This is a genomic window from Zunongwangia sp. SCSIO 43204 (assembly GCF_019904275.1).
GTDB lineage: Bacteria > Bacteroidota > Bacteroidia > Flavobacteriales > Flavobacteriaceae > Zunongwangia > Zunongwangia mangrovi.
On the sequence record NZ_CP063204.1, the window covers coordinates 3,240,675 to 3,255,528 of the forward strand.

The 14,854-nt window shown below is 35.7% G+C and carries 14 protein-coding genes; 9 read left to right on the top strand and 5 right to left on the bottom strand.

Going from position 1 to position 14,854, the window contains the following annotated elements:
• Positions 1-60: 60 nt before the first annotated feature.
• Both gyrA and INR75_RS14400 read left to right on the top strand, forming a co-directional pair.
• Positions 61-2,595 (top strand): DNA gyrase subunit A, encoded by a 2,535-nt coding sequence (gene gyrA / locus INR75_RS14395; protein WP_223089318.1) that lies wholly within the window; start codon positions 61-63, stop codon positions 2,593-2,595.
• A 22-nt stretch (positions 2,596-2,617) separates the two neighbouring features.
• On the top strand, positions 2,618-3,859 hold the full coding sequence (locus INR75_RS14400; protein ID WP_223089319.1) for a tetratricopeptide repeat protein: 1,242 nt from the start codon (positions 2,618-2,620) through the stop codon (positions 3,857-3,859).
• A 79-nt stretch (positions 3,860-3,938) separates the two neighbouring features.
• Here the strand turns inward: INR75_RS14400 and INR75_RS14405 are convergent, their stop codons facing one another.
• Positions 3,939-4,688 (bottom strand): C40 family peptidase, encoded by a 750-nt coding sequence (locus INR75_RS14405; RefSeq protein WP_223089320.1) that lies wholly within the window; start codon positions 4,686-4,688, stop codon positions 3,939-3,941.
• 26 nt (positions 4,689-4,714) lie between these two features.
• On the bottom strand, positions 4,715-5,893 hold the full coding sequence (locus INR75_RS14410) for an acetyl-CoA C-acyltransferase (RefSeq protein WP_223089321.1): 1,179 nt from the start codon (positions 5,891-5,893) through the stop codon (positions 4,715-4,717).
• Positions 5,894-6,008: 115 nt separating this feature from the next.
• Here INR75_RS14410 and INR75_RS14415 point away from each other — a divergent pair, with 115 nt between their 5' ends.
• Complete coding sequence (locus tag INR75_RS14415; protein ID WP_223091946.1) at positions 6,009-8,054, top strand: HD family phosphohydrolase; 2,046 nt, start codon at positions 6,009-6,011, stop codon at positions 8,052-8,054.
• Between the two features lie 2 nt (positions 8,055-8,056).
• Here INR75_RS14415 and INR75_RS14420 read toward each other — a convergent pair whose 3' ends face one another.
• A complete protein-coding gene (locus tag INR75_RS14420) occupies positions 8,057-8,506 on the bottom strand; it encodes a transcription elongation factor (protein ID WP_092540783.1) in 450 nt (149 codons plus the stop codon).
• A gap of 196 nt (positions 8,507-8,702) precedes the next feature.
• Here INR75_RS14420 and INR75_RS14425 point away from each other — a divergent pair, with 196 nt between their 5' ends.
• Both INR75_RS14425 and INR75_RS14430 read left to right on the top strand, forming a co-directional pair.
• A complete protein-coding gene (locus INR75_RS14425) occupies positions 8,703-9,365 on the top strand; it encodes a SatD family protein (protein ID WP_223089322.1) in 663 nt (220 codons plus the stop codon).
• Positions 9,362-10,081, top strand: coding sequence for a DUF3307 domain-containing protein (locus INR75_RS14430; RefSeq protein WP_223089323.1), 720 nt, complete (start codon positions 9,362-9,364; stop codon positions 10,079-10,081). The genes INR75_RS14425 and INR75_RS14430 overlap by 4 nt, the downstream gene beginning before the upstream one ends.
• Here INR75_RS14430 and INR75_RS14435 read toward each other — a convergent pair.
• Positions 10,058-10,465, bottom strand: coding sequence for a glyoxalase (locus INR75_RS14435; RefSeq protein WP_092540789.1), 408 nt, complete (start codon positions 10,463-10,465; stop codon positions 10,058-10,060). The genes INR75_RS14430 and INR75_RS14435 overlap by 24 nt on opposite strands.
• Positions 10,466-10,766: 301 nt before the next feature.
• Here INR75_RS14435 and INR75_RS14440 point away from each other — a divergent pair, with 301 nt between their 5' ends.
• The 4 genes from INR75_RS14440 to INR75_RS14455 all read left to right on the top strand — a co-directional run bounded on the left by INR75_RS14440 (position 10,767) and on the right by INR75_RS14455 (position 13,938).
• Complete coding sequence (locus INR75_RS14440; protein ID WP_223089324.1) at positions 10,767-12,125, top strand: NAD-dependent succinate-semialdehyde dehydrogenase; 1,359 nt, start codon at positions 10,767-10,769, stop codon at positions 12,123-12,125.
• A gap of 15 nt (positions 12,126-12,140) precedes the next feature.
• Positions 12,141-13,022, top strand: a complete 882-nt coding sequence (locus INR75_RS14445; protein ID WP_223089325.1) for a DUF72 domain-containing protein — start codon at positions 12,141-12,143, stop codon at positions 13,020-13,022.
• A 4-nt stretch (positions 13,023-13,026) separates the two neighbouring features.
• A complete protein-coding gene (locus INR75_RS14450) occupies positions 13,027-13,437 on the top strand; it encodes an NUDIX hydrolase (RefSeq protein WP_223089326.1) in 411 nt (136 codons plus the stop codon).
• A 108-nt stretch (positions 13,438-13,545) separates the two neighbouring features.
• Positions 13,546-13,938 carry an acyl-CoA thioesterase gene (locus INR75_RS14455; RefSeq protein ID WP_092540797.1) on the top strand — a complete coding sequence of 131 codons (393 nt, stop codon included), beginning with the start codon at positions 13,546-13,548 and terminating at the stop codon, positions 13,936-13,938.
• Positions 13,939-13,941: 3 nt separating this feature from the next.
• Here the strand turns inward: INR75_RS14455 and INR75_RS14460 are convergent, their stop codons facing one another.
• Positions 13,942-14,853, bottom strand: a complete 912-nt coding sequence (locus tag INR75_RS14460) for a mechanosensitive ion channel family protein (RefSeq protein WP_092540799.1) — start codon at positions 14,851-14,853, stop codon at positions 13,942-13,944.
• Position 14,854: the final 1 nt, after the last annotated feature.

Sequence of the window (14,854 nt, forward strand, 5' to 3'; positions counted from 1 at the left end):
AGACATAGAGAAAATATGTAAATTAGCAGGTTAGATTTGTGAACTAAACAATATTGTAATATGGCTGAAGGAGAAAAGCTTATTCCTATCAACATTGAAGAAGAGATGAAATCGGCCTACATTGATTATTCAATGTCGGTCATTGTGTCACGTGCGTTGCCGGATGTTCGTGATGGTCTTAAGCCGGTACACCGTAGAGTATTATTTGGAATGTACGAATTAGGCGTACTTTCTAATAGAGCATATAAAAAGTCAGCAAGAATTGTAGGAGAAGTATTAGGTAAGTATCACCCACACGGTGACTCATCTGTATACGACACCATGGTTAGAATGGCGCAGGAGTGGAGTATGCGTTATATGCTTGTAGATGGCCAAGGTAACTTTGGATCTGTAGATGGTGATAGCCCTGCAGCAATGCGTTATACAGAGGCAAGAATGAGAAAGATCAGTGAGGATATGCTTGCTGATATCGATAAAGAAACTGTAGATACGCAATTAAACTTTGATGACTCGTTAAATGAGCCAATTGTTTTACCTACCAGAATCCCTAACTTATTAGTGAATGGAGCTAGTGGTATTGCTGTTGGTATGGCGACGAATATGGCCCCTCATAACTTAACTGAAGTTATTGATGGTACGGTAGCTTATATCGATAATCACGATATCGAGATCGACGAGTTAATGCAACATATAAAAGCACCAGATTTCCCAACAGGAGGAATTATATATGGTTATGATGGTGTTCGTGAAGCATTTAAAACAGGTCGAGGCCGTATCGTAATGAGAGCCAAAAGTTCTCTTGAAGAAGTAAATGGTAGAGAATGTATAATTGTTACTGAAATTCCATATCAGGTAAATAAGGCTGATATGATCAAGAAAACGGCTGATCTTATTAATGATAAGAAAATCGAAGGAATTAGTCTTATTAGAGATGAATCAGACCGCCATGGGATGCGTATCGTTTATCAATTAAAACGAGATGCTATTCCTAATATCGTTTTAAATACGCTATTTAAGCACACTGCTTTACAATCTTCTTTTAGTGTAAATAATATTGCACTTGTAAATGGAAGACCAGAAATGCTTAACCTTAAAGATATTATTTATCATTTTGTTGAGCATAGACATGAAGTTGTAGTTCGTAGAACTGAATACGAATTAAAAAAGGCAGAAGATAGAGCACATATATTAGCGGGATTGATTATTGCTTCAGATAATATTGACGAGGTAATTGCTCTTATTAGATCTTCTAATAATGCTGATGAAGCCCGCCAGAAATTAATTGATAGATTCGAACTTTCTGAAGTACAGGCCCGAGCAATCGTAGAAATGCGATTAAGACAGCTTACAGGACTTGAACAAGACAAGTTAAGAGCTGAGTACGATGAGATCTTAGAAACCATTAAAGACCTCAAAGACATTTTGGCACGTAAAGAGCGCAGAATGCAGGTTATAAAGGATGAACTACTGGAAGTTAAAGAGAAGTACGGTGATGGTAGAAGATCTACTATCGAGTATGCCGGTGGAGATCTTAGTATCGAAGATATGATTCCAGATGAACGAGTAATTATTACGATCTCTCACGCTGGTTATATTAAAAGAACGTCCTTAAACGAATATAAAAGACAAAATAGAGGTGGAGTTGGTCAAAAAGGATCGAATACCAGAAACGAAGATTTCTTAGAATATTTATTCTCTGGTACTAATCACCAATATATGCTTTTCTTCACTCAAAAAGGAAAGTGTTTCTGGATGCGCGTTTACGAGATTCCAGAAGGTAGTAAGGCTTCAAAAGGTAGAGCTATTCAAAACCTTATTAATATCGAGCCAGACGATCGAGTTAAAGCATTTATTTGTACCCAAGACCTCAAAGATGAGGAATATGTCAACAATCACTTTGTGATCATGGCCACTAAAAAAGGTCAAGTGAAAAAAACTTCACTAGAACAATATTCTCGTCCTAGAACTAATGGAATCAATGCGATCACGATCAAAGAAGATGACGAATTACTAGAAGCTAAACTTACAACTGGTGATAGCCAGGTGATGTTAGCAGTTAAAAGTGGTAAGGCAATTCGTTTTGAAGAAAGTAAGACCAGGCCAATGGGTAGAAATGCTTCAGGGGTTAGAGGTATTACTTTAGCAGACGATAATGATGAAGTTGTAGGTATGGTTTCTGTAAACGATATGGAGTCGAACATTCTTGTTGTTTCTGAAAATGGCTACGGAAAACGTTCAAGCTTAGAAGATTATCGTATTACCAATCGTGGTGGTAAAGGAGTAAAAACCATTTCAGTTACAGATAAGACTGGTAGTTTAGTAGCGATTAAGAACGTTACCGATGATGATGATCTAATGATCATTAATAAATCTGGTATCGCTATTCGACTTGAAGTAAATGATCTTCGTGTGATGGGTAGAGCAACCCAGGGAGTTCGATTAATTAATTTAAAGGGTAAAGATTCTATCGCTGCTGTCGCAAAAGTGCTTCATGACGAAGATGATTTAGAGAATATGGAAGATGCTGAAGATATAGACAAACCAACAGGTGAAGCAGATGGCACAGATATTGCTCAAAATGATTCAGAAGAATAAACTAAATTAATAAACCAATACAATGAAAAAGAATATTTTGACATTGTCGCTATTGTCTTTCATAGGTCTTTCAGCAATAGCGCAAAAGGATGAAATTAAAAATGCTGAAGATCTTATCGAAGACGGTAATTTCGACCAGGCTAAGACAGAATTAGCAGCAGCTGAAGAAAAACTTTCTGAAGCGAATGACAAATGGACAGAAAGATTCTATTTATACAAAGCTCAGGCTTACCTGGCAGATGGTAATTCTACATCAGTTGAAGATTTTAAAGTTGCTGGCGAAGCTTATGGAAAAGCTATCGAAATGGGTAGTGAAGAAGCCCAGCAAGGATTAACTAATTTAAGAAATCAGCTTGTACAAAGCGCGATCGACGATCAAAATACTGAGAATTATACCGGTGCAGCAGATAAGCTAGTTGCTAGTTACGAAATGAATAAGCAGGATACTATTTATCTTTATTATGCTGCAGCAAATTCATTAAATGCTCAGGATTATGACTCTGCTCTTAAATATTACGAGCAATTAAGAGACTTAGATTTCGACGGTTCTTCTGTAGAATATACTGCAGTAAACACCGAAACTGGCGAAACCGAATCTTTTGGTTCTAAAGAGCAAAGAGATATGATGGCAAAATCAGATCAATATTCTGATCCTAAAGACACAAAACAGCCATCTAAGAGAGGTGAAATTGCTAAAAATATCGCTTTAATTTATATCCAGGAAGGAAATAATGAAAAGGCAATTTCAGCAATGGACGATGCTAAAGCTAACAATCCAGATGATGTAGGTCTTTTACAGGCTGAAGCGAATATGTATTATCAAATGGATGATAAAGCTAAATATAACGAGCTAATGAACGAGCTTGTTAAGAAAAACCCTAATGATGCAAATCTTTACTATAACTTAGGTGTTAGTACAGCAGAGCTAGGTGATCAGGACAAAGCGGTTGAATACTATAAGAAAGCTTTAGAAATTGATCCATCTATGGATAATGCTAGAATGAATATTGCAGCTGTTATTCTTAGTAAAGAACGTGAAATCATTGATGAAATGAACGGTCTTGGAATGAGTAAAGAGGATAACAAACGTTATGACGAATTAGCTGAAGAGCGTAAAGATATCTATAGAGAAGCAATTCCTTATCTTGAAGCGATCGTAGAGAAAAATCCAGAGAATACAGATGCTGTTAGAACAGCGATGAATATCTACACTCAGATTGGTGAAAACGAAAAAGCGGCTGAAATGAAAGCTCTTCTTGAGTAATCATTAAGCATATATAAATAAAAAAGCCACTCAAATTGAGTGGCTTTTTTTATATCCAAATTCGATAAAAATCGATATGTTAAATGATCTTTTTTATAACCCTAAGTTTGTGAGTATGACGACGTAATTCTGCATTGAATATACCAGAGTGATCAATACGATCTATTCGTACCTTTTCATCCACATGAATAATGTAGTTATCCTGCATCATGATACCAACGTGATTAATAACGCCTTCGTTATCATCAAAAAACGCAAGATCACCGGCTTCACTTTCTTCTATAAAACTTAAAGCTTCTCCCTGTTTTGCTTGTTCTGCTGCGTTACGCTTTAATTTATATCCATTTAGTTTATAAACCATTTGTGTAAAACCACTACAGTCTATCCCAAGTGGCGATTTACCACCCCATAAATGCGGACTGTTTTGATAGAAAAGTGCAGTTTTTACGATATTTTCCTTAGGTAAAATACTTTTTACAACTGTACCATCGTATCTATTCTTTAGATAGGTATTAACATTTAAAGTAACACCAATAGAGACTGGCATTAACTCGTCGTTTTCTCCTACAATAAATTCTATAAGATCTGCAGAAAGTTCAGGTTGCTGAGTATCCAGATTTATATAGATGTTCTCATCTATTTTTTGAATCTGTTTATTCTGAACCCAGGCTTCAAAACCATCAAAAGCAACACGAATTTTACTCCATTTTGCACGTTCTTCAAGTATTTTAAAATGTTCTCCATAAAGAAGCTGTGACATCATTTCGCTTTCATTGGATGGAGCAAAACGAAGAGGCACAATGCTTAAAGGGCAAATACCGTATTGCATTAAGACTTAAATTTCTAATTTTAGGATTAATTTCTTTCGATTATCATAGCAGAAGCGCCGCCGCCGCCGTTACAAATCGCTGCAGCGCCCAATTTAGCATCATTTTGCTTAAGAACATTAATTAAAGTGATTAAAATTCTAACTCCGCTACAACCAAGTGGATGCCCAAGTGAAACAGCACCTCCATTTACGTTTGTGTTTTTGTCAGATAAACCTAAGATCTTCATATTAGCCAATCCTACAACAGAAAATGCTTCGTTAAATTCAAAAAAGTCAATTTCATCCTGAGAAATACCTGCTTTTGCAAGTGCCTTAGGTAAAGCTTTTGCCGGCGCGGTGGTAAACCATTTAGGTTCCTGAGCAGCATCTGCAAAACCTTTTATGGTACAAAGAATTTCCAGGTCTAATTCTTCTGCTTTTGCCTTACTCATCAAAACTACTGCTCCAGCACCATCATTAATTGTTGAAGCGTTCGCAGCAGTCACCGTACCATCTTTAGAAAAAGCAGGGCGTAAAGCTCTAATCTTATCCATTCGTACATTTTTGTACTCCTCATCTTCTTTAAAGATAATAGGATCACCTTTTCTTTGTGGAACTTCAACCGGAACAATTTCATCGTCAAATTTACCGGCTTCCCAGGCTGCAGCAGAGCGTTCATAAGATTTTATAGCAAAATCGTCCTGATCTTCTCGAGAAAATTCATATTCTGTAGCACAAAGATCGGCACAAACACCCATAGCATTTTTATCATAAGCATCTACCAGGCCATCTTTTTGCATTCCATCTTCCATAGCTGCAGGACCAAATTTTTGCCCTTTTCTAAGATGAAGATAATGTGGGATCATACTCATGTTTTCCATACCACCGGCTACAATAATATTAGCATCTCCTAACATTATAGATTGTGCGGCCTGCATTACAGATTTCATTCCGCTCGCGCATACTTTATTGATGGTTGTACAGGGTACAGTATCTGGTATTCCGGCACCAATGGCAGCCTGTCTAGCAGGAGCCTGTCCGTTACCGGCCTGCACAACATTTCCCATTAATACTTCTTCAACTAATTCTGGTTTTAGATTGATCTTTTTCAGCGCACCTTCAATGGCAATAGCACCTAATTTTGTGGCTGGTATATTTGATAAACTACCTAAAAAACTACCAATCGGAGTTCTGGCAGCACTAACAATTACTACTTCGTTATTCATAATAATGCAATTTAGCTATTACTGTTTTGCGAATTTAGTGATTTTAAAAGGAACTTGGCAAGACGTATTTAATGACCACTATTTTTTAGTACATTTGGCGAATACTTCGACTTATATGGTGGATTTCGTAAACAAGCTATACAAAAATCAGGCGCTTTTTTACAAAGTTTTCTTATTCATACTAACGGCAGTTCTTATTGTTTATTTGCTTCCCAAGGGAGGAAAATTCAAATATGAAATTCCGAAGGGAAAGCCATGGCAACACGAAAGCCTGTATGCTCCATTCGATTTTGCGATTTTAAAATCTGATGAAGAATTAAGACTGGAGCGAGAAGAAATAGCCGCCAATAACATTCCTTATTACGAATACGATCAGGACATTGCAGATAGGGTGAAGAATAGGGCGCTTCAGGAGATCAATGAAGTTTTTACCGATAGTGTGCTTGGTAATTATCGTAGTCTTATCACCAATTTTGTCACTTCTAGATTAGATGAAATTTATCGCTATGGCCTTGCTCAGGAAAATGAGCAAATGGAGCCCGGCGATCTTATTTATTTGCGAAAAGGAAACGAAGCTTTTGAGATTCCGTATAAAAATGTTTTCAAACAAGGAGAGATAAGAGATTACATTAACCAAAAGATCTATGACGCTAATTTAGACAGGTTTAGCAATGATCTTTTAGAGGTTTTCTTTAATAGTATTTCACCTAATATGTTCTATGATAACGAGTTCACAGAGCGTGTTTTGCAAAACAAACTTGATAATATTTCGTACACAAGAGGCAATATAGAACAGGGTAGCCGGGTGATCGCTAAAGGCGAAGTTGTAGAGGGTAACAAATATGATATTTTGCGTTCTCTTAAAGCTGAATACGAATCACAGGTTTGGAGTAAATCTAATTATAACTGGATACTTGTAGGGTATAGCGCATTGGTTGCCATGGCACTCTTAATGTTATTATTGTTTATCCAGAAATACAGACCTGCAATTTTTGAGAATAATGTGAAGATCACTTTCATATTTTTCAACATTATTTTTATGGTGATGCTTACCACTTTGGTGGTTAATTTTGATGTGAATTATGTGTATGTAGTGCCATTGTGTATTCTTCCGCTTAGTTTAAAAGCTTTCTTTGATGCGCGCCTGGGAATGTTTACCCATGTTATCACTGTTCTACTTTTAGGTTTTATCGTACCTAATAGTTACGAATATATGTTCCTTCAGATCATTGCAGGAATCGTTACTATTTTAACGATTTCAGAATTGTATAAAAGAGCGAATCTTTTTATTTCAGTAGGGCAAATAACCCTGGTGTATATTATTAGTTATTTTGCTTTCACTATTATCCAGGAAGGGACTATAGATGATATTAAATCTGAAGTTTTTCTTACGTTCTTACTCGGTGGTCTGGCAACTTTATTTGTGCAGCCATTGATCTATATTTATGAGAAGATCTTCGGAATGGTTTCAGATATGTCTTTACTGGAACTATCAGACACTAATAGTACATTGCTAAAAGAACTTTCAGAAAAAGCACCGGGAACTTTTCACCATTCTTTAAATGTTGCCAATCTTGCTGAAGCTGCCGCCAACGAAATTAATGCCAATGCGATGTTAGTTAGGGTAGGAGCGCTTTACCATGATATAGGGAAAATGGAAAACCCAACTTATTTTACCGAAAATCAAGTATCTTCGGTAAATTCACATGATGACCTTGCTCCACAAGAAAGTGCGCAAATTATCATCGATCACGTAATTAGAGGAATAGAAATTGCTAGAAAAAATAATCTTCCAGATAGGGTGATCGACTTTATTAGAACGCATCATGGAACCAGCACGGTGTATTATTTCTTTATGAAAGCTAAGGAAGCCGATAGTGAAGTAGATCCAGATAATTTTAGATATCCGGGGCCAATTCCTTTTAGTAAGGAAACGGCAATTCTAATGATGTGTGATAGCGTAGAAGCAGCAAGTAAGAGTTTAAAAGAACCAACTTCCACGCTTATTGATGGTTTCGTAGAGAAGATCATTAATAAACAGATGGAAGAAGGTCAGTTTTTAAATGCGAATATTACGTTTAAAGAAATCCAGATGATAAAGAAAATTCTTAAGCGAAAACTTAAGAATATTTACCATCTAAGAATCGAATATCCAGAATAGATCTATTCGATTCCTGTAATTTCCTGTTCATTATCATTAATGCTAAAAGTATCGCCTGCTTTTTTTCCTTCTAATTCCTTGTAAATAGGTGCTTTTGTAGAAATAGCGAATATTTTACTGCCATCTTCCATACTAATCTCACCTAGTGCAACGGCGATAAAATAGTATTTGTCTTTGGTTTCTACCACGCTACCAAAGCCAATCCTTTCGTTTTTATGATCTGGATCTATTTTACTTAATTCTTCTTTTTGCTCTTGGGCTTCACTTAAATGCCCTGCATTTTTTTCAAAATCACTTAGCATTTCGCCTTTGTTATCTTCATCGTAATCGGTTTTAATATCGTTATTTTCCATAGACTCTCTAAGCTCGTCCATACGATTTTGATATTGATCGATCTTGTCGTTAATAGCGTCTAAACACTTGTAAAATAGTTCTTTTTTATTCGTTTTCATTTTCAATTTTTTAGTTGTTTGCTTAAAAATAAACTTCTGTTTTTCTCTCTTATAATTATTAGTAAAAGTTTAGTAAGCAATTAAGCTTGTATTTACAGTCTCATAAGTCTCATGTCTTATTTTAGTAATTTATAAGTCTTTAAACTTATTTTATATAAATATTAGGTATTTGGCTTATATTTTTTATATTTGAAATATGATTGCAGTTCTAACAGCCGATTTAATTGATTCTTCTAAATACGAATCTGATTTCCTGGAAAAGGTAATCGAGACCTTACAAGAGCAGTTCATTTATTTTGAAAAAAGTTTAGCTGAAAAAGCAAGCAATTTCAGTATTTATAGAGGAGATAGTTTTCAGGGCATCATCAAAAGTCCTGAAAAAGCACTTTTATGCTCATTTTTATTGAAAACGGCGCTAAATAAATTAGAATCTGAAGCAAATTCCTCGATTATTAAAGCCGATTTGAAACTTGCGATAGGAATTGGTAGTTTTGATCTTAAACGTGATGAAATTTCTGAAAGTAATGGTGAAGCTTTTCAGTTTTCAGGAAGAACTTTAGATGAAATGAAGTCTGGCTCTAGAAAATTAATGCTGAAAACATCAAATATTGATATAAATGCCGAGTTTGATACCAGTTTAGCGCTTTTCGATTTTATTGCAGATCGTTGGAGTACCGCTTCTGCTGAAGTGATTTTCTATTTGCTTCAGGGGTTAAAGGAAAAAGAAATTGCCCAAATTGTGGGCATAAGTCAGAGTGCCATAAATCAGCGTAAAAAAGCGGCCGGTTGGGATCCAATTTCAGTATTATTAAAACGTTTCGAAGAAAAAATTTCAGCAACATTTAAAGGAAATCAATGATTTTTCTACAACTTTTCTTAGCACATATTCTTACCGATTTTGTTTTTCAAACTTCAAAATGGGTAAAGGAGAAACAAAAGAAAAGATCTAAATCTGTTTTCCTTTACATTCATGCTTTTTTAGCCGGGTTTTTCTCTTATTTACTTTTAAGAGACTGGGATCAAATTCTTGTTCCCGTTTTTATAAGTGTCACTCATTTTTTTATCGATTTATGGAAGCTAAATCAAAAGAAAGATAATCTGAAGTATTTTTTGCTCGACCAGTTTTTTCATCTTTTAGTGATCTTTTTAGCCTGGTTATATTTAAGTTCAAGTTTCGATAAAATTGGTCCGGGATTTATCGATTTACTGGATTCTAACGTATTTCTCGCTATTTTGATAGCGTATTTGCTTGTGATTTTTCCCGTGGGATTTATTATTGGCAAGGCCACAGAAAAATGGCACGAAGAGATCTTAAAAAACACCAAAGAACCGTTAAGCCTAAAAGCTGCAGGCCGTTATATTGGAATATTTGAGCGTATCTTAGTGCTTACATTTATCCTCACCGATAATTTTTCGGCCATTGGATTTCTAATCGCGGCGAAATCTATTTTAAGATTTGCAGACAAAAATGAAGCAAGTGCCCGCAAGCAAACAGAATATGTGCTTATTGGGACACTTATGAGCTTTTCCATCACGATAATCATCGGACTTTTAGTACGCCATATCGCGTTCTAAAAGCTGAATATTATCCTGTAATCTTCGTTTAACCAAATTCATCATTCGTTTGTTTAATGCTGAAGAATTTTCGATATACGTGCGATATTCTTCAACAGTAAATTGCCCTATAACCATTCCTTTCAAGCTATTTCTGAATTTTATATCACGCTGAATGGCATTTTCGATATAAACCAGGCGTTTTTCAATACCAAGTTCATAAAACGCATTTTTGTGTTTCGTAATGTAGTTTCTAAATGCTTCTACTAATAAGTCGTTTTGAAGTTTAACAATAGGCCTAAGAGTTCCGTTTTGGAATTTCTCGTCTGAACTCATGTTCTCTGAAATCTTAGCTGATGGGATTTCTGGCCTTAATTGAAGTAATTGGTGATCACGTGGATTCATAATAAAGGCGTTTGCTCTAAAATACTAATAAATAGTATTCATTACCTTAACCTGAAAATTACTTGTAAACTGGTTATAAACAATTAACAAAAATGGTAAGCTACAATAGCTAATATTGGACAAATTCCTGCTATATTATTTCTGAAACAATTAAAAAACTTAAAAAGCTGAATGTTGAAATTCGATGATTATCGATGCTTTTTTGGTTGGATATAAATAAGATCGTGCGTTAAATTCCTCTTAATCGTTTCAACTTGCCAATAGCTCTTGTTACCTTTAAGATTGAACAAAAAATGATGTTATGATGACTTCAAAAAACCCATATAATGGGGAAATAATCGAAGAATTTAAAGAATATACCAAAGAGGAAGTAAATAAAGCTATAGAAAAAGCAGACGAGCGTTTTAAAAGCTGGCGAAAAGTAAGTTTTTCAGAAAAAAGTAAGCTTTTAAAGAATGCTGCAAAAGAACTTCGTAAAAATCAAAGATCTTATGCTGAAGATATGACCAAAGAAATGGGGAAACCTATTTCACAGTCTTTAGCTGAAATTGAAAAATGCGCCTGGGTTTGCGAATATTATGCTGAAAATGCCGAAGATCACCTTCAAAATGAAATGATCGAAACCGATGCCCAGAAAAGTTATGTAAGCTACGAGCCATTAGGAGTGGTTTTAGCCATAATGCCTTGGAATTATCCATTTTGGCAAGTGTTTAGATTTGCCGCTCCTGCGCTTATGGCTGGGAATATAGGGATCTTAAAACACGCCAGTAATGTTATGCGTTCTGCACAAAACATTCAGAAGGTATTTGAAAATGCCGGTTTTCCTGAAGCTTGTTTTCAAAATTTAGTGATCTCAAGTAGCAAAATAGATGACATTTTAAAAGATAAACGTGTAAAAGCTGTTACGCTTACAGGAAGTAAACCTGCCGGAAGTGCGGTTGCAGCCACCGCTGGAAGCGAAATTAAGAAGTCGGTTTTAGAACTTGGGGGCAGCAATGCTTTAGTGGTTTTTAAAGATGCCAATATTGCTGAGACCGTAAAAACCTGTGTCCAGGCCAGATTCCAAAATACGGGCCAAAGTTGTATCGCAGGGAAACGCTTGTTACTTCACGAAAGTATTGTAGAAGAATTTATGGAAGAATTCTTGAATCAGGCACGCGAATTAAAAAGTGGCGATCCTATGGACGAAGATACTTATATAGGAACTTTAGCACGTGAAGATCTTGCAGAAGATCTAGAAAAACAAGTAAATGAATCTGTTCAACAAGGAGCGAAAGTGATCCTGGGTGGCAAACGCGACAAAGCATATTTTGAACCAACCATTTTAACCAATGTGACCAAAGAAATGGCTGTTTTTACTGAAGAAACTTTTGGTCCAGTAATTTCGGTGACCACATTTAAAGAGAATCAAGAAGCTATAGATTTAGTGAATTATTCAGATTTTGGTTTGGGAGTTTCTATCTTTACAGAAGATTTTGATTTCGCTGAAGAAATAGTACCAGAGTTTGAAGATGGCGCCGTTTTTATAAACGAACTGGTGAAAAGTGATCCAAGACTACCTTTTGGTGGAACTAAGATTTCTGGCTATGGTAGAGAACTTTCTTCACACGGAATTCAGGAGTTTGTGAATAGAAAAACAGTGTATTTCAACAAATATTAATATAAATTCAAATTCATGAAATTTGGAAAAGTTGACGATCCGGGAAGTATAGATTTTACACTTCCTCCAGACCACCCTCAAACCAAAGAGGTATTAAATAAAGAAAAAACATCTAGTTTTGAAAATGTAAGGATTGGTTGCGCAAAATGGAATCGCCAGGATCTTAAGAATTTTTATCCTAGAGGAACAAAAGACGAGTTGACCTATTATGCGACTCAATTTAACGCCATTGAACTTAATGCTTCTTTTTATCGAATTTTTCCAGATTCTCAATTCGAAACCTGGTATGGGAAGGCAAGTGATGATTTTCAGTTTTCTCCAAAAGTTCCACGAATTATCAGTCACATAAAGCGATTAAATGATACTGAAACTTTAGTTGACGATGTGGTTGCAAATATGCTTCCGTTAAAAGAAAAACTGGGTTGTTGTTTTTTACAAATGCCAGATAATTTTATGCCGAAGTGGATGGAGCGTTTAGAGCCATTCTTTAAGCATTGGCCAAAAGAAATCCCTCTTGCGGTAGAACTTCGCCATACAGATTGGCACAATGACGAAGCTGTTGCGAAAGAACTGAACGATCTATTGCTGAAATATAATTTGTCTAGCGTAATTGTAGATTCTGCGGGTAGACGTGATCTTTTGCATATGCGTCTAACGAACGCTACTGCTTTTATTCGTTATAATGGCGCAAATCATCCTTCAGATTATGCGAGGTTAGATGATTGGTTAGATCGAATAGGAGAGTGGTACGAGCAGGGATTAAAACAACTGTTCTTTTATGTACATCAAAATTTAGAGGAAGCTTCGCCATTACTTTCAGCCTATTTTATTGAAAAATTCAATAAGAAATTTGGAACCGATATCGTGATTCCTAAAACATTACCACCAAAAAAATGACAGTATGCATGCAAAAATATCAGTTACCGTAGATAGCGTCGTTCTTTGTAAATTCAAAAACAGATTTAAGATCGTTTTGGTAAAGCGCAAAAATGACCCGTTTAAAAATCAGTGGGCTTTGCCTGGTGGATTTGTAGAACAGGAAGAAGATCTTCCTGATGCTGCTAAAAGAGAACTTAAAGAAGAGACAGGCTTAGGTGTTAAAAAAAATGAACAGATCGGTACTTTTGGTACGCCAGGCAGAGACCCAAGAGGCCGAACAATTTCTGTTGTCTATTTAAGTTTGATCGAACATGAAGAAAAACTAAATGCTGCAGATGATGCTGCTGAAGCTGAATGGTTCGACATTGATAATTTGCCAGATTTGGCATTCGATCATTCTGAAATTATAAAAACAGCAAACCAATATTTATAATCTCGCAAATGCTAAAATTGGCGATATTCTAATCCTATTTAGGTATCATAATTCAAGATTAATTGCTGTATTTTAGCATCTCTTTTCTGCTTAATTTTAAAATAAAAAATGAATTTTCATACAAGAAAGTGGATCAAACCACAAGATCTAAATCCTAACCAAACTTTATTTGGAGGTCGTCTCTTAGAATGGATCGACGAAGAATGTGCACTCTACAGTATTATTCAGCTCGAAAACCCAAAGACAGTTACCAAATACATGAGTGAAATCGATTTTCGTAGCTCTGCAAAACAGGGTGATATTATCGAAATTGGGATCGAAGTTGTAAAATTTGGATCGGCATCTTTAACACTTAAATGTGAAGTAAGAAATAAGATGACCAGAGAAACGATCATTACCGTAGATAAAATTGTGATGGTAGCCCTTGATGAAAACGGGAAACCAAAACCGCACGGAAAAACTAAAGTAGAATTTGTAAAAGATCGATTAGAGGATAAATAAACCTTAATCTTTTTTGAGAACATCTTGAGCCAGTCGTACAGGAAATTCTTTTTCGCCACCATAAAGCTTGATTTCCTGTATATCGGCAGGCATATAAAAGCCATGATCTTCTAAGGCTTCCTTGATCGTTCTAACGACATTCCCTTTGGTGATCAAGGCCATTTTTCTAAAATCTGTAGTATCTACCCAGAAGAAAACCTTTAAGTTTACGGTACTTGTGGCTAATTCATCTTCAATCACAAAATTTTCATGTGTTTCGTCTGAGATTACGGTAGGCTCTTTTTGTAAGGTTTCCATTACTACTTTTTTAGCCGCATCGATATTATCTTCATAAGCGATACCGATAATAAAATCCCACCTAAAAAAGCCGTCTTCGGTATAATTTGTTACAGGTTTTGTGAGGACATCACTATTCGGTATATAAACATCTTTACCATCAAAAGTCTTTAATTTTGTATATCTAAATTCTAATGCTTTTACCTTCCCGAAATTAGCGCCAATTTCTACTGTGTCGTTTACATTAAATGGTCGGTTAAAAGCTAGAATAATTCCTGAAATAAAATTTTCACCAATATCTTTAAAAGCGAAACCTAAAATCAAAGCACTGGCACCAGCGGCAGTGAAAATTCCGGTTGCTATCGCACCAAGTCCGGCAGCTTTTAAACCAAGAATAATAGCGATCACAATAATGATAAATTTGATCGCCTTACCCAAAAACCGACTCATAAGCGGATCCTGAGTTCTTTTGGAGATTCTTTTAGTTAAGAAATTACCGATAGCCGAACCAATTAAAACACCAAGAATGATAAGTAACAGCCCGAAGCCTATACCCGGTAATTGTTCTACAAAATTATCGTAATAATTGTTGGTAGCTTCAGCAATATGTTCAATTTGGTTGGTGTCCTGAAAACTCATT

Excerpts from the sequence above, each read along its gene's own strand:
- INR75_RS14415 (WP_223091946.1), top strand. The coding sequence starts at position 6,009 with ATGGTGGATTTCGTAAACAAGCTATACAAAAATCAGGCGCTTTTTTAC.
- INR75_RS14430 (WP_223089323.1), top strand. The coding sequence starts at position 9,362 with ATGATTTTTCTACAACTTTTCTTAGCACATATTCTTACCGATTTTGTT.
- INR75_RS14425 (WP_223089322.1), top strand. The coding sequence starts at position 8,703 with ATGATTGCAGTTCTAACAGCCGATTTAATTGATTCTTCTAAATACGAA.
- INR75_RS14450 (WP_223089326.1), top strand. The coding sequence starts at position 13,027 with ATGCATGCAAAAATATCAGTTACCGTAGATAGCGTCGTTCTTTGTAAA.
- INR75_RS14405 (WP_223089320.1), bottom strand. The coding sequence starts at position 4,688 with ATGCAATACGGTATTTGCCCTTTAAGCATTGTGCCTCTTCGTTTTGCT.
- INR75_RS14435 (WP_092540789.1), bottom strand. The coding sequence starts at position 10,465 with ATGAATCCACGTGATCACCAATTACTTCAATTAAGGCCAGAAATCCCA.
- INR75_RS14410 (WP_223089321.1), bottom strand. The coding sequence starts at position 5,893 with ATGAATAACGAAGTAGTAATTGTTAGTGCTGCCAGAACTCCGATTGGT.
- INR75_RS14445 (WP_223089325.1), top strand. The coding sequence starts at position 12,141 with ATGAAATTTGGAAAAGTTGACGATCCGGGAAGTATAGATTTTACACTT.
- INR75_RS14460 (WP_092540799.1), bottom strand. The coding sequence starts at position 14,853 with ATGAGTTTTCAGGACACCAACCAAATTGAACATATTGCTGAAGCTACC.
- INR75_RS14440 (WP_223089324.1), top strand. The coding sequence starts at position 10,767 with ATGATGACTTCAAAAAACCCATATAATGGGGAAATAATCGAAGAATTT.
- INR75_RS14455 (WP_092540797.1), top strand. The coding sequence starts at position 13,546 with ATGAATTTTCATACAAGAAAGTGGATCAAACCACAAGATCTAAATCCT.
- INR75_RS14420 (WP_092540783.1), bottom strand. The coding sequence starts at position 8,506 with ATGAAAACGAATAAAAAAGAACTATTTTACAAGTGTTTAGACGCTATT.
- INR75_RS14400 (WP_223089319.1), top strand. The coding sequence starts at position 2,618 with ATGAAAAAGAATATTTTGACATTGTCGCTATTGTCTTTCATAGGTCTT.
- gyrA (WP_223089318.1), top strand. The coding sequence starts at position 61 with ATGGCTGAAGGAGAAAAGCTTATTCCTATCAACATTGAAGAAGAGATG.